The 13,708-nt window shown below is 31.6% G+C and carries 16 protein-coding genes; 6 read left to right on the top strand and 10 right to left on the bottom strand.

Annotation, left to right across the window (positions count from 1 at the left end; all coding sequences use genetic code 11):
• Positions 1–23 precede the first annotated feature (23 nt).
• The 5 genes from TD29_RS12075 to TD29_RS12055 all read right to left on the bottom strand — a co-directional run bounded on the left by TD29_RS12075 (position 24) and on the right by TD29_RS12055 (position 3,927).
• Positions 24–962, bottom strand: coding sequence for a hypothetical protein (locus TD29_RS12075; protein ID WP_040280975.1), 939 nt, complete (start codon positions 960–962; stop codon positions 24–26).
• Positions 963–996: 34 nt separating this feature from the next.
• The gene (locus TD29_RS12070) at positions 997–1,584 is read right to left on the bottom strand and encodes a Maf-like protein (protein WP_040280973.1); all 588 of its coding nucleotides are present in this window, start codon (positions 1,582–1,584) and stop codon (positions 997–999) included.
• Position 1,585: 1 nt separating this feature from the next.
• Positions 1,586–2,503 carry a geranylgeranylglycerol-phosphate geranylgeranyltransferase gene (locus TD29_RS12065; protein WP_152611508.1) on the bottom strand — a complete coding sequence of 306 codons (918 nt, stop codon included), beginning with the start codon at positions 2,501–2,503 and terminating at the stop codon, positions 1,586–1,588.
• Positions 2,504–2,588: 85 nt separating this feature from the next.
• Complete coding sequence (locus TD29_RS12060) at positions 2,589–3,119, bottom strand: KdsC family phosphatase (RefSeq protein WP_040280972.1); 531 nt, start codon at positions 3,117–3,119, stop codon at positions 2,589–2,591.
• A 10-nt stretch (positions 3,120–3,129) separates the two neighbouring features.
• Positions 3,130–3,927, bottom strand: a complete 798-nt coding sequence (locus TD29_RS12055; protein WP_040280971.1) for a Rossmann-like and DUF2520 domain-containing protein — start codon at positions 3,925–3,927, stop codon at positions 3,130–3,132.
• A 76-nt stretch (positions 3,928–4,003) separates the two neighbouring features.
• On the opposite strand from TD29_RS12055, the gene TD29_RS12050 reads away from it, so the two are divergent.
• Both TD29_RS12050 and ccsA read left to right on the top strand, forming a co-directional pair.
• Positions 4,004–4,408 (top strand): group III truncated hemoglobin, encoded by a 405-nt coding sequence (locus tag TD29_RS12050; protein ID WP_040280969.1) that lies wholly within the window; start codon positions 4,004–4,006, stop codon positions 4,406–4,408.
• Positions 4,409–4,587: 179 nt separating this feature from the next.
• The gene (gene ccsA, locus TD29_RS12045; protein ID WP_040280968.1) at positions 4,588–7,929 is read left to right on the top strand and encodes a cytochrome c biogenesis protein CcsA; all 3,342 of its coding nucleotides are present in this window, start codon (positions 4,588–4,590) and stop codon (positions 7,927–7,929) included.
• Between the two features lie 86 nt (positions 7,930–8,015).
• On the opposite strand, the gene TD29_RS12040 is transcribed toward ccsA, so the two are convergent.
• Together TD29_RS12040 and TD29_RS12035 are read right to left on the bottom strand one after the other, a co-directional pair.
• The gene (locus TD29_RS12040) at positions 8,016–8,732 is read right to left on the bottom strand and encodes a DUF3307 domain-containing protein (protein WP_040280967.1); all 717 of its coding nucleotides are present in this window, start codon (positions 8,730–8,732) and stop codon (positions 8,016–8,018) included.
• Positions 8,726–9,328, bottom strand: coding sequence for a SatD family protein (locus TD29_RS12035; RefSeq protein WP_040280966.1), 603 nt, complete (start codon positions 9,326–9,328; stop codon positions 8,726–8,728). The genes TD29_RS12040 and TD29_RS12035 overlap by 7 nt, the downstream gene beginning before the upstream one ends.
• A gap of 238 nt (positions 9,329–9,566) precedes the next feature.
• Here TD29_RS12035 and mscL point away from each other — a divergent pair, with 238 nt between their 5' ends.
• Positions 9,567–10,007, top strand: a complete 441-nt coding sequence (gene mscL, locus TD29_RS12030) for a large conductance mechanosensitive channel protein MscL (RefSeq protein ID WP_040280965.1) — start codon at positions 9,567–9,569, stop codon at positions 10,005–10,007.
• A gap of 325 nt (positions 10,008–10,332) precedes the next feature.
• Here the strand turns inward: mscL and TD29_RS12025 are convergent, their stop codons facing one another.
• Positions 10,333–10,734 (bottom strand): DUF2452 domain-containing protein, encoded by a 402-nt coding sequence (locus TD29_RS12025; protein ID WP_040280963.1) that lies wholly within the window; start codon positions 10,732–10,734, stop codon positions 10,333–10,335.
• Positions 10,735–10,838: 104 nt separating this feature from the next.
• On the opposite strand from TD29_RS12025, the gene TD29_RS12020 reads away from it, so the two are divergent.
• Entirely contained in the window at positions 10,839–11,024 is a 186-nt protein-coding gene (locus tag TD29_RS12020) for a hypothetical protein (protein WP_040280962.1), read from the top strand.
• Between the two features lie 159 nt (positions 11,025–11,183).
• Complete coding sequence (locus TD29_RS12015; RefSeq protein WP_040280960.1) at positions 11,184–11,720, top strand: Pvc16 family protein; 537 nt, start codon at positions 11,184–11,186, stop codon at positions 11,718–11,720.
• A gap of 41 nt (positions 11,721–11,761) precedes the next feature.
• Here the strand turns inward: TD29_RS12015 and TD29_RS18695 are convergent, their stop codons facing one another.
• Positions 11,762–11,908 (bottom strand): hypothetical protein, encoded by a 147-nt coding sequence (locus TD29_RS18695; RefSeq protein ID WP_162835820.1) that lies wholly within the window; start codon positions 11,906–11,908, stop codon positions 11,762–11,764.
• Positions 11,909–11,920: 12 nt separating this feature from the next.
• The gene (locus TD29_RS12010; protein WP_040280959.1) at positions 11,921–12,586 is read right to left on the bottom strand and encodes an HAD family hydrolase; all 666 of its coding nucleotides are present in this window, start codon (positions 12,584–12,586) and stop codon (positions 11,921–11,923) included.
• A 263-nt stretch (positions 12,587–12,849) separates the two neighbouring features.
• On the opposite strand from TD29_RS12010, the gene TD29_RS12005 reads away from it, so the two are divergent.
• Entirely contained in the window at positions 12,850–13,665 is an 816-nt protein-coding gene (locus tag TD29_RS12005; RefSeq protein WP_084203469.1) for a T9SS type A sorting domain-containing protein, read from the top strand.
• Positions 13,666–13,708 lie beyond the last annotated feature (43 nt).

The following is a 13,708-nucleotide window of genomic DNA, read 5'->3' as shown; positions in this document are numbered from 1 at the left end:
GATACATTACAAATTTGTAATCGTTACTGATTTAATTGTAGTGTTTCTCGTAACTTTTCATCGGCAATAGCTTTTTTATTCCAATAGGCAGATGTTATAGTTTCGAGCTTTGTTGCTGTTGTGGTTAATGCTTTTGAGTTGTCACCATAACCATCATTAAATGTTTCTTCCCAACTTAGAATTTCATATGGAAATTGCGCATTAAAATTAAGTACAAGCGTTCTCTCTAAATCTGGATAATTAAGCGTGTAAGAATTTTTTGTTAAGACAGCTTGAGCTTTGTAAGCTTTAAGTTTAACATGTTTTAGCCTTATAAATTCCATCGACGGTATTACTTCAAAATCACCAATAGGTAAACTTTTGGGATCTAATCGTAATTGCGTCCATAATTCATTTTCTAATATGGTTTTATTTAATATGAAGTTTTCATCGGCATCACTTTCAAAATAACTATGAGAAGCAATATTAAATTGGTCTCGATTATTAAGTTGCGTGTACACATGGCCACACCATTCTTGTACAGAACAACTTACTTTAAGCGCATGCTTATTGTTGCTCACAGGATAAAACGTAGATTGCATTATAGAGTACGGATAGATACCAGTAACAAAATTTTTAGTAGCATTTAATTTTAAAACAGGTGTATTTGCTTTATCATAACGATCGGCTTTTACTTGTTGTTTTGGTAGGAAATCTTCAGTTACAAAGACCAAAACAGCACTGCCTTCTCTTATTTCGCCATATCGTGCTTGTTCTAATTTGTAGGAAGTTATTTCAGCTTTTCCTGCATACCAATAATCTTTAAATTCTTGAGATTGCTCGAATGATGGTTTCTTCGGAAGTGTTTTTGATGCTTCGGAAATGGGATCGGGTTGTAAAGCTTGGTCTTTTTGCGACGAATTATCGTTACATGAGGCTAATATTCCGAAGAAAAAAAGCAACACAATATGTAGTTTATTCATGAGATTAGTTTTTGGTAAAATTACAAACCAAACCCTATAAAGCCATGCTGTTTAACGTTTTGTATAGGAGGTGAGTTGGTAGCCCTACAACATTAGTGTAGGAGCCTTCAATTTTTGAAATTCCAATTTGACCAATCCATTCTTGAATGCCATATGAGCCAGCTTTATCAAAAGGTTTAAAATTATGTATATAATAATTAATTTCTTCTTTGGTAAGCGTTTTAAAAGTTACTTGTGTTACTGAATTAACTGTTTTTTGCACTGTTTTAGTTGTAAAACAAATAGATGTTATAACCTCATGAGTTGTATTGCTCATTGCAGATAACATATTAAAAGCATCGTCATGATTTACAGGCTTGCCTAAAGCTTTTTTATTGTGCCACACAATCGTGTCACTGGTGACCAGTATGTCATTGGGTTTTAATTCATCTTTAAAAGCTAATGATTTTAACTGCGCTAAATAATCGGTAATTTCAAAATGAACGAGTCTATCAGGATAAATTTCATCAACAGGTTTTAGACGAATTTCAAACTCTAAGCCTAGATCTTTAAAAAATTGCTGACGACGTGGTGAGCCAGATGCTAGTATAAGATTGTGATTTTTAAGTTTATTTTGAATCATCTTAAGCTGTTTTAATTATAAATGGATACAGTAGTAATGATAAGATACCAAAAAACATTATCAATTTATAAACTAGACTTATATGCTTGTAATGAAAATTATTACTAGCTGCAAAAATTTTTATAGTCGCATAAATTAAAGGTGCAATTACAAACAATAAAAAATAACCAATGGCAACAGGATGTTTATACCAATAAGTCACTATAAAGTAAGTCACAGCTCCAATAGGTATCATGCTAATTACAAACGCTATTTTATTAGCACGTTCTCTGCCTATAACAATTGGTAGTGTGCTCATGCCAGCTTTGTAATCGCCATCAACATCTTGTATATCTTTAATTAATTCTCTTACCAAATTGATCATAAAAGCAAAAATGGCGTAATCAAAAATAAGATCTAAAAATGTGAGTTGTGCTTCTTTGTTCTGCGGAATCATTGCAGGTAATAAATCAAAAACACCAACGATTATGATACTCATTGCAACTAAAAAGGAGATGAGAATATTGCCAAATAAAACGGTACCTTTTAGATATGAAGCATAGACATAAAGAGCAACAGAAATGATTACAAAAATAGAAAAAAATGAACTTTTATCTACGGTATGCGATAAGTAGAGTCCTAAAATAACACCTATTATATTTAAGGCAAAAAACAGATTATACGCAGTGTTCTCTGAAACATGTTTGCCAATTATAACTTTGCTAGGCTTATTAATGTTATCTGTGTCTATATCATAAATATCATTAATGATGTTGCCAGCTGCAGCAATGCACAACGTTATAAATACCAAAAGAGCAAATCCATAAATGTTTAAAGTTGTTAAAACATCAAATGGTTCTAACAACGCATATTTAATAAGAACTTGAGCGATAATAATTAACGCTAAATTTTTCCAACGAATAAGGTTTAGAATATGCAATTTGATAAAGATTAGTTAGTTGTGTATTGTTAAATAAGATGATGTGATTTTAAGTGTTTGGTCTTGTTGTCACTATCCTTCTGTTTTAATCATATTTAGCATCAAAATTTCCATCCCATTTACCTTGTACTTTCATGATTTGCTCAATAATGTCTCTAGCTGCACCTTGTCCGCCACCTTTATGAGAAATGTAATGACTTACTGCTTTAACTTCAATTGCAGCATCTTGCGGACAAACAGCCAAGCCAACTAATTTCATAACAGGAATATCTGGTATATCGTCACCCATATACAACACATGTTTTGGATCAATATTGTTATGAGTTACATATTCGTTGTATTGATTTACTTTTTGGTGTGCACCCAAATAAATATCTGTGATACCTAAGCCTTCTAGACGTTTTTGAACACCAAGATTGCTTCCGCCAGAAATAATACAAATATTAAATCCTGCGTCTTTAGCTGTTTTAAGGGCATAACCATCTTTAATATTCATACGACGCAGCATATCTCCATTGGTCATTATTGTAACGGTTCCGTCGGTAAGTACACCATCAACATCAAAAATGAGAGTTGTAATGTGCTCTAAGTATTCTTTGTAGCTTTTATCGTCCATTGGTTAAATTTTAATTTTGAGATTTTGGTTTTTGATTATTAGTCAAATTCAAATGAGCATGTGTTTTTTTGATAGAAGCCGTCATCAATTTATAAATGTCTTTATGATGATCGTTGTCTAACAGTTTTAAATGCCTTTTTATAGTTTTTTTGTCATTGCGTTTTGCAGGTCCTGTTTGAGCTTTAAAAGGAGATAGGTCTTGAACTTTTAAGGCTGTTTCTGAAATTAGTGGTTTGAGTAAATCAAATTCTGCACCTTGAGACTCTGTAATTTCATGAGCTACTCTATACAATTGATTTGTAAAATTATTTACAAACACAGCGGCTAAGTGCAATGCAGCACGTTGATCACTATTAATACGTTTGGTGTTATTGGATATGGATTGCGCTAATTCTTTTAAAATAGGATAATCTTTTTTCATTAATGCTTCGTAACAAATGGGTACGGTTGAAAAATCAATTTCGGCACCTTGGGAAAATGTTTGTAACGGATAGAATATACCGCGTCTATTTTTTTGATCAATATCATAACCACTAGCACTACCCGAAGTGTGAACAACCAAACGGTCTTCAAAAGGCAATTGTGCTGATATATCAGCAATAACATCATCACTTACAGCAATAATATAGATATCTGCTTCAATGAGCTGTGATATGTCATCAGTTAATTGTACCTCACTATTAAAAGGACGTATGTTTGATATGTTGCGGTTATACCATTGAGTTACCGTTACGTTTTCCGAAGAAAAAAAAGCTTTATATAAATGGTGAGCAACATTACCTGCTCCTAAAATTACTACTGAAATCATATCACAAAAGTACAATAGAAATAAGAAATGATAATTATCAGACTTTAATTTAAATTGACTAATTACATTTGTGACTATGAACCAAGATATTAGTAATAGAGAAGATGTATTTAAATTGGTAGATACGTTTTATAAAAAAGTGAGAAAAGATACTACTTTAGGTCCTTTTTTTAATGACACGATTAAAGATTGGGATGCACATCTCGAACACTTGACAACCTTTTGGGAAACGAGTTTGTTTATGACTAGAAAGTTAGAGAAAAAGTACCATGGCAATCCCTTAGAAGCGCACGTTAAAGTAGATAGAACCACAAATAATAACATTACAGAAATGCATTTTGGTATTTGGCTTAACCTATGGTTTGAAACTTTAGACGACCTTTTTGAAGGTGACATTACCGAAAATGCAAAACGACGCGCTCGTAAAATGGGAACCTTTTTGTATTTGAAAATTTTTGAAGCAAGAACAAATCATAATTAAAAATGTCATTTTAAAATAGGCTTACTGTCAACTTACGAGTAGGCTACACATGTTATTAAATCAATCTCTCAAAACATTCACATTTTTTAACATTATAATGAGATAAAACGAAACAATTACAAACAACTAAACAAACAAAAATACTTACCTTTGCACAACAAAATTTAAGCCTTCTTGCTATGCAAAAGAAACTTGCTAATATTCTCTTTTCTACACGTCTTACTGGTATATTATTTATCGTCTTTTTTGTATCTATGATTATAGGTACGTTTATGGACGCTGGCCAAGAGACTTCTCCAACGCCTTATTCTAGACATTATATATACAATGCTTGGTGGTTTGAAGCGATTCAAATTATTTTTGTAATTAATTTCATCGGAAATATCTATAGATATAGATTGTTAAGAAAAGAAAAATGGGCTACCTTAATTCTTCACCTGTCATTTATTTTTATTCTCATAGGTGCAGGAATAACTAGATATATAGGTTTTGAAGGTTGGATGCCAATACGAGAAGGTGAAACAGAAAACACATATCTTACTAGAGATGTGTTTTTAACTACATTCATTGATGGTGATTTAATTGTTAATGGACAGCAACAACGTAAAGTAATACAAGAGCGTGTTGATTTTTCTGATCGTTTAGACAACGATCTTACATTAAACTCTGAATATGACGGTACACCTGTAACCGTAAAAGTCAAAAAATTTGTTAAAGATGCAGAGTTAGATATTATACCAGGAGATGTTGGAGATTCGTATCTAAAATTAGTTGAAGCAGGTGACGAAGGATCTCACAGTCACTACATAAAAGAAGGTGATGAAGATGGAGAGCTAATTCACAATGTGGTTTTTACATTAAATAATCCAAAACCTGGAGCGATTAATATTACGTCTAAAGGCAATAAAATGTTTATAGAATCGCCTTTTGAAGGTGACTATATGGTAATGGCAACTCAAGAAACTGGAGCTTTAGTAAAAGATTCTATCCAACCTTTTAAATTAAGGGCGCGTTACCAAATGGCAAATATGACAGTTGTATTTCCAAAGCCTATTACTCAGGGACAATTTGGTGTTGTTAAAAAATCTCAAATGTTACAAAGTAGAGAAGATGGAGTTGTAGTTGATGTGACTGCTAATGGAGAAACTAAAACAGTTAATTTATTAGGAGGACAATACATAAATGGTCGCTTTGAGCAAGTTAATGTAGGTGGTTTAGATATTGCAGTAAAGTATGGTTCATTAGTTAAAGAATTACCATTTAGCATAAAACTGAATGATTTTGTTGCACAACGTTATCCAGGAACCGAAAATAATTTTTCAGCATTCTCTAGTGATGTCACTGTAATTAAGCCAAATCAAACACCTTATGATTATAAAATATTTATGAATAATGTATTAGATGAAGAAGGATTCCGTTTTTTTCAATCTAGTTATTATCCAGATGAAAAGGGAACTAAGCTCTCAGTTAACCATGATCGTTGGGGAACTTGGGTGACTTATTTTGGTTATATGCTATTGTATTTTGGTTTAATGGCGATACTTTTTGCTAAAGGATCACGCTTTGGAGATCTTAAGCGAATGCTTAAAAAAGTAAAAGCTAAAAAAGCAAAGTCACTTACTGTATTTATATTTTTCTTCGGAATGTTTGGCTTCTCACAAGAGCATAGCGCAGATGATGGTCATAATCATCAAGCAGATACAACGCAAACAGCGCAGCAACACTTTGAAGGTGATGGTCATAACCATAGTACGCAAGCACAACCAGCAGTTAAAATTGAGCGACCAACAAAAGCAGAGATAGATTCTGTAATTCGTGCTAATATCACACCAAAAGAACATGCCAATAAGTTTGGTGAATTAGTGATACAAGATTATAGCGGACGCATGATGCCAATGAATACGTTTGCATCTGAAGTGCTTAGAAAATTAAGCGAACGTGATCATTACGAAGAGTTTGATGCCAATCAAGTATTATTGTCAATGCAAGAAAGTCCGTTGTTTTGGTACAACGTTCCAATTATTTATCTAGCAAAACGAAAAGGGGATTCTCTACGTAAAATTATTGGTGTTGATGAAAGTGTAAAATATGTATCAATTACAGATTTCTTAACCGATGATGGTCGTAATAAAATAGGACCTTATCTAAAAGATGCCTATGCTGCCGAAACTCCTAATGCGTATCAAAATCAACTCAAAAAGGCTTACGACCGTATGAGTTTATTGTTTAATACACTCGATGGTCGTTCTTTAAAGATTTTTCCTGTACCTAATGACGAAGGTAACACATGGATTTCATCAATTGAATATAAAGAAGATTACCGTGATAAAATTAGTGATACACTCTACGGAAAGTTTATAGAAAACAGTTTTTCGTTCTATTTAGGAGAGCTTTATAAGGCGAAAAAATCAGGAGATTATGCGCTTTCAGATAGGTTGTTAGCTGGATTTAAAAACAGTCAAGCCGAGGTTGGTAGTGACGTTATGCTTTCCGAAGAAAAAATTAAAGCAGAAATCCTTTACAATGAATATGATATATTTAAGACGCTCTATTTATATTATATGTTTATTGGTTTGCTACTCTTTATTTTGTTGATTGTACAAATATTTAAGTCAAAAAGTAAAGGTTTAAATCTAACCATAAAAGGTCTTGCGATTACTATTTCGATACTATTTTTAGTACATACTGCTGGTTTGATAGTGCGTTGGTATATTTCGGGTCATGCACCTTGGAGTAATGGTTATGAGTCTATGATTTATATTGCTTGGGCAACCATGCTATTTGGATTATTATTGTCTAAAGAGTCTAGTGCTGATACAGGTAAAACATCTTTTATATATAATCTTTTTGGAGGTAAAAACAAGTCGTATTTAACAATTGCAGCAGGTTCTTTTGTAACTGCGATGCTTTTAATAGTAGCTCACATGAACTGGGCAGATCCAGCTATTGGTAATTTACAACCCGTTTTAGATAGTTATTGGCTTATGATTCATGTAGCAGTTATTGTGGCTAGTTATGGACCGTTTGCTCTAGGGATGATTTTAGGTTTTACCGTGTTAATTTTAATGATTTTTACTACGGAAAAGAACAAATCTAAAATGTTACTTAATATTAATGAACTAACCATAATTAACGAGATGGCACTTACGGTTGGATTAGTGATGTTAACCATAGGAAACTTTCTTGGAGGTATGTGGGCAAACGAAAGTTGGGGACGATATTGGGGTTGGGATCCAAAAGAAACTTGGGCATTAATTAGTATTATAGTGTACGCATTTGTGATACATATGCGTTTGATACCTGGTCTTCGTGGTCGTTATGGTTTTAATTTAGCATCAGTTGTAGCCTTTTCGAGTATCCTATTTACTTATTTTGGTGTTAATTTCTATTTGGCAGGTTTACACTCTTACCAATCTGGGCAACAAATTTTAAGTTACCAATATATTGCATTAACGGTTGTTATTTTGGCTATTATTGGAGCTTTGGCTTATAGAAAGTATGCTAAGTATTACAGAAAGTAAAAAATAGCTAGTTATCGTTGCTTTTATATTGTTAAGGGTTTTGTGAGAAAAGAGATATATTATTCTTACAAAATGAGTGTGACTATTTAAATAAAACTTATTACATAGTTATATAGTATGCCTATGGTCATTGCAATTCCAAAACTAAGTAATGTACCAATTAGTACGTATTCTGTTAGTTTTCGGTCTTTAGCTCTAGATAGATCTCCAAACCTAAAAATTGATTTTGCTGCAAGTAAAAAACCAACACCTTCCCAAAACCCGAAGATAATAAATAGAAATACAAATAAGCGTTCTAGTATACCAATATAAGCTCCAGCATCCTCAAGTGAATCTTCTTTATCTTCTTTATCTTCAATTTTCCATTTTGAAATTATAGTTTTCATGATTATAGAAGCCATTGTGGTTATACCAATTATACAAGCTAAGAATAATAGAATGTTGTTGAAATTATAATCATAAAGCTTTGAAAAATAGGGTTCGTAAATATTAACTACAATAGCAATAGCAATGAGGTGTGCTAATTGGTCTATAGCAAATAGCCATCTGTTATTTTTTTTGTTTCTAAAATGTAATTTTAAAAGATCAATAATATAATGACTTATGATAATAATTATGAAGCCTAACCAGTAACTTGTGTCAAGTAATACAACCATTAGAGCTACCATATGCACAGCAATATGTAAATACAAGTATTTAGATGTATGCTTATGTTTGTTTTTGTGTTTGACCCATTTGTTTGGCTGACATAAGAAATCTCCTATGAGATGTGCTAATATGAGTTTAATAAATAGAACTAGCATATGGTTTTGATTTGAGATTCGTAATAGGAGAGTAGTTTCGATATTTCATCATAACCTCCACGTTTAAGACCTTCACTAATGTTACTTTGAGATTTTTGGAGGTGTTTTGCGATAACTTCTTGATTTTGATTTGGGTGTACTAATGTGTGTTTTAAAATTTTTGAAGTTGTAGGTTTCCAATAATCCATAACTAATAATGCTAATTCTAACATTAGGTTTATTTGAGTATTAAAATCTTCTTTAGGAGTTTTTATAGCTAAAGTCTTTTTCTTTAGCTGTTCAAAGCATTCTCCTGAATTTATAAAAGCGCTACCGTTTGATTCTGTTATTTTATTTGAAACATAACTTTTATCACCAATACCTATGGCAAGTCTTACATCTATATGTTTAAATTGTTTAAGAGACGTTTTTATTACAATCGCTGCTTTTAAAGCTAAATTTGGTTCGACTTCTAATTGGAAGCTATCGCCTCTATATATTTCCCAATATTTTGGAGCTTCACCATATTGATTGAGAACTTTTTTTAATGCGTTTAACCACACGTTTGGTGTGGTTTTGGTTGAATTTATAATATCACCAGTAATTACTGCTACCATATTAATGAGTTATAAGCTTAATCAAATATATCACTTTTTTAGCAGATATTGTGTATTATCTGCTTTTTTACAGATAATTATAAATATCTGCTTTTTTACAGATAATTTTTAACCATGTATAAAGGTTATTTGAGAATAATTTTCAATAATCTATTAAATATACAATGTGCTTAAATAATTGTAAGTTTTAAGCGATTGAAATATATTTGGCACATTTCAGAATAAAAAAATATACAATATGAAGTTTTTAAAAGAGTTCAAAGAATTTGCAGTTAAAGGAAACATGATGGATATGGCAATAGGTATCATCATAGGAGCTGCTTTTAATAAAGTGATTGATGTGATGGTTAAAAAGGTTTTTATGCCGCCTTTATCATTAATGACCGATGGTTTAGAATTTCAGGATAAAAAGTATATACTAAGAGAGGCTGTTTTAAACATAGAAGGAGAGATAGTAACCAATGAAGTAGCCATTGAATATGGAATGTTGTTTGAAACCTTTTTAGATTTCTTAATTGTAGGCATGACGGTGTTTATAGTGGTAAAAGCTATGAATAGGTTAAAAGATAAAGCTCAAGACCCTAAAAACGAAATCGTAAAAACACCTAAAGATATAGAGTTATTGTCTCAACTTACCGAGTTAATGGAGGAACAAAATGCTTTGTTGAAAGATAAATAAATAGAATTTACATGATGCAATAATTTTATAACGTAGTTCGTATAATACTACTGTCTATCGACCTCTTATGGTAAATTATAATGTGATTTCAACATACTTCTATAAAGCTTTGCATAGCGATAACTTTACATAGATATAACACATATTTTACTCATATAGACTAATGAAATTAAACTTTTATATAGAATTTTGTAATTCATAAAGCTATAAATTCAATAATTTAAATATGGAACAATCAACGATAACTTTTATTTTAACCTGTGTAGGAATAATAATAACTATTGCATGGGGAATCAAAATTGTAAGTTCTAAACGTTAGTACGTTTTATACTTTTTTCCATACAAACTCACTATTGAGTTCAAAACTACCTATAAAGTTAAAATTACAATCATTTGGTGCGATTATAGATAAAAAAGGTTGATCCTTTTTATCACGATAGAGATGATACGTTTCTCCAACTGTAGGTTCAAAATTGTAGCGTGAATTATATACAAGGTTGTTGTATTGTAATTCTTCCATCATTAAATCGTAAGCAGCTTTTAATTCTAAATATTTTGCTTGGATTTGCTTATTAGCTTTTAAAATATTCCTATTCTTCCAAGTAGAATTGTCTGAAACTTTAATAGCAGGTGCGCCTATATTGGTAGAATAGGGTTTTAACGAAGCATCATAACGTTGCGTATCTTCATTAAATACAACTTGATCTGGTTTTTTGTCTTTAGACATAAAAGTGCTTTTGTTTTACAAAGATAAAGCGCATTTATACCTCTATAAAGTTAATATGTCGTTAAAATTTTTACTAATTTAGGGGACTAACCAATAAGTGTTACATGAATTTTATTAAAAAAATAGGTTTAGCTAATTTCCTTCTGTTGCTGCTTTGTGCCATTATTATTGGTGTTGCAGAATATTTGTTTTTAAGAGGCGATCATTTGCATGCTATATTTATTGGACTTTGGGCACCAACATTGCTACTTGTAGTTATTTTTATAAAACAAATCAAAAATGAACGCTAACGATATAATTATTTATTTCTCGGTTTTTGTGTCTTTATGCGTTATTGTATGGGCTATTTGGGTGATTCGCCTATATGACAAGGCTGATAAAGGTAAATAATTAAAAACTATTTACACGTTTAAATTTGTTTATGACTCTCATTTTCAGTAATTTAGCGTATGGTCGATAAAGCACTAGATTTTATTTCTAAAGCACTTGATACGAGATTGAAAAATACATTTCATAGTGATGAGCAGCACATTGCTATAGGTCATGTAGGCAGCAACCGTAACGAAACACCACTAATACTATCCTTGCTCTCAATAGAGGAAGAAAATGTAACGCATAATGTCACTTTTAAAAGAGATAGTTATAATACAAGACCAACAACGCTAGACGACCATGTTAATTTGTATGTTGTTTTAGTAGTTAATAAAACCTTAGATTATAATTCTGGATTGAGCTTATTATCATCTGCCAGAAGCTGTGTTATTAATCGTCCAATTTACAATCACCAAACAAACAGTAATTTTCCCGAAAATCTATCGCGCTTAACATTAGAAGTTTATAATTTGTCATTGGATACTCAAAGTAGGGTATGGCAAAGTTTAGGCGTATCTTATTTACCAAGTATTGTTATTAAAATACGTGTGATATCAAATACTGAACCTTTAATTACTAACCCTAAATCTGATACAACTCAGTCTAAAGAATAAACTTTATTTATAACTAACCAAACAGCGAGATACAAATTAAATCAAGATTCTTTTGTTTTATTAACAATAGCTCTCAAGCGTTCTTTTCGTAAATCGGCTTCTTTTTTAAGCTTATTCTTTTTTTGCGCTATGAGCTTAGAATGCTTGGCTTTATTGTTTTGGTTTTTTTGTCCTCTAGGCTTAGGCATGTCTAAATGTAATTAAACTGTAGCAAATTGCTTGCTAAGAGTTTGATAAGCTATGTTCTCAAAACTAGAAATCACCATGTCTGCTTTACTATAATCTTGATCTTTACTATGTAAACTATTGTAGCCTACGCAAAATATATTAGCAGCTTTTGCAGCAGTTATTCCGTTAGTAGAATCTTCAATAACAAAGCAATCTTTTGGTGAATGACCAGATAATTCTGCAGCTTTAATAAAAATCTCAGGATGAGGCTTAGAGGCTTCTAAATCTGCACCACTAATTTTAGCAGTGAAATATTGATCCAAATCAAAACGCTTAAAAATGCGATTGATATTTTTCATAGAGGCAGAAGATGCAAGCACCAAGGTCATACCATTAGAGTGATAGTCCTTAATAAGATTTAAAACACCATCTATTAATTGAAGAGAGGTGTCATTTTTAAAAAGGGTTTTGAAGTGCTCACGTTTGATATCGATTAAAGTTTGAGCACCTAAGGGTAATTTGAAATGAGAAATAAGTTGGTTAGAGATATCTATTGTTGATTGGCCAGTAAAAGAGGCGTAAAGTTCCTCTGGTACATCAATGTTAATATCATTGAACATTTGGTAATAGGCCTTATGATGAAGAGGCTCGGTGTCCACAACTACACCGTCCATATCAAATAATACAGCTTTAAACATTTATTAGGGTGAATTAATTAGCGGTACGAATATATATAAATACGTGTTGATTTTCAATAGGTTCAATAGAGAAATGTCGCTTTTAAGAGTTCAATGGTAGATATATTCGATAAAGTGTCATATTTTATTTTTAAAATCAAAAAAAAATCTAAAAATTAAAATCAGTATGTATTTCATCGAATATTTATGCGTTTTGTGGAATATTGTGCTTTTTAATATTACATTAGCACCAACCAAATAATCGTTCATTAAACCCAAATCTAATGAAACACTTTTACTACCTATGCTTCGCTATGTTTTTTTTAATGCCAACAAAAGGCATTTGCTTCTCCTTAAATGATAACTCTACAACCAGTAATCAAGTGCAACGGGTTCGCATAGATGTTACGACATCTACCGGTTTTCAACGTCATTTATTATTAGCTTTTACATCTAACAATGCAGCTTCAGATGGTTACGATTACGGTTATGATGCAGTAAATAGTGATAATTATGCAAATGATAGTAGCTGGATGGTTGGAGAGCAACGTTGCGTTATACAAGGCGTTGGTGAGTTTCATAGTTCTAAGGCATATCCTTTAGGTTTATTTTTAACTAATGCTGGCAACGTTAAGTTTGAACTCACAGGATTAGAACATTTTGATGAAGCCATAGAGGTTTATATTTATGATTCTCAAAATGGAGTAACAACATCAATTACAAATAGTAACCTTATTAAAGCAATGCCAGAAGGAGATAGTACAAATAGATTCTATATCACCTTTACTAATAATATAAATGCCATGGTTTTTTCTGATAATACATTGTCTACTCAAGGCACAAATGAATTATCCACACCTCAAATTAGATATATTAGTTCAACAAAAGATTTAAAGATTAATGTTGCTCAAGGCTTGAGTGTTCAAGAAATTTATCTTTACAATATTCTAGGTCAAAAAGTAAAACAATGGTCAAATTTAACAACTAGTTCTGCTAATAATTACAGTGTTTCATTAGCTAATATTTCTAAAGGTACATATTTAGTGAGTCTCAAAACCAAAACAGGTAAATTTAATAAGCGCTTGATTATTTCTAAATAATAAAGGCAACAGTCTATACAATTTGATGCCAATCTTTTTTGTA

This window comes from Psychroserpens damuponensis (assembly GCF_000826655.1).
GTDB classification, from domain to species: Bacteria; Bacteroidota; Bacteroidia; order Flavobacteriales; family Flavobacteriaceae; genus Psychroserpens; species Psychroserpens damuponensis.
The sequence above is the reverse complement of the archived record's forward strand: the minus strand, read 5'-3'. Positions and strand labels throughout refer to the sequence as shown.

Bases quoted from the DNA above. Each gene is read 5' to 3' on its own strand.
- mscL (WP_040280965.1), top strand. From the start codon at position 9,567: ATGAAGTTTTTAAAAGAGTTCAAAGAATTTGCAGTTAAAGGAAACATG.
- TD29_RS12070 (WP_040280973.1), bottom strand. From the start codon at position 1,584: ATGATTCAAAATAAACTTAAAAATCACAATCTTATACTAGCATCTGGC.
- TD29_RS12040 (WP_040280967.1), bottom strand. From the start codon at position 8,732: ATGCTAGTTCTATTTATTAAACTCATATTAGCACATCTCATAGGAGAT.
- TD29_RS12005 (WP_084203469.1), top strand. From the start codon at position 12,850: ATGAAACACTTTTACTACCTATGCTTCGCTATGTTTTTTTTAATGCCA.
- TD29_RS12010 (WP_040280959.1), bottom strand. From the start codon at position 12,586: ATGTTTAAAGCTGTATTATTTGATATGGACGGTGTAGTTGTGGACACC.
- TD29_RS18695 (WP_162835820.1), bottom strand. From the start codon at position 11,908: ATGCCTAAGCCTAGAGGACAAAAAAACCAAAACAATAAAGCCAAGCAT.
- ccsA (WP_040280968.1), top strand. From the start codon at position 4,588: ATGCAAAAGAAACTTGCTAATATTCTCTTTTCTACACGTCTTACTGGT.
- TD29_RS12035 (WP_040280966.1), bottom strand. From the start codon at position 9,328: ATGGTAGCAGTAATTACTGGTGATATTATAAATTCAACCAAAACCACA.
- TD29_RS12020 (WP_040280962.1), top strand. From the start codon at position 10,839: ATGAATTTTATTAAAAAAATAGGTTTAGCTAATTTCCTTCTGTTGCTG.
- TD29_RS12025 (WP_040280963.1), bottom strand. From the start codon at position 10,734: ATGTCTAAAGACAAAAAACCAGATCAAGTTGTATTTAATGAAGATACG.
- TD29_RS12075 (WP_040280975.1), bottom strand. From the start codon at position 962: ATGAATAAACTACATATTGTGTTGCTTTTTTTCTTCGGAATATTAGCC.
- TD29_RS12015 (WP_040280960.1), top strand. From the start codon at position 11,184: ATGGTCGATAAAGCACTAGATTTTATTTCTAAAGCACTTGATACGAGA.
- TD29_RS12050 (WP_040280969.1), top strand. From the start codon at position 4,004: ATGAACCAAGATATTAGTAATAGAGAAGATGTATTTAAATTGGTAGAT.
- TD29_RS12055 (WP_040280971.1), bottom strand. From the start codon at position 3,927: ATGATTTCAGTAGTAATTTTAGGAGCAGGTAATGTTGCTCACCATTTA.
- TD29_RS12060 (WP_040280972.1), bottom strand. From the start codon at position 3,119: ATGGACGATAAAAGCTACAAAGAATACTTAGAGCACATTACAACTCTC.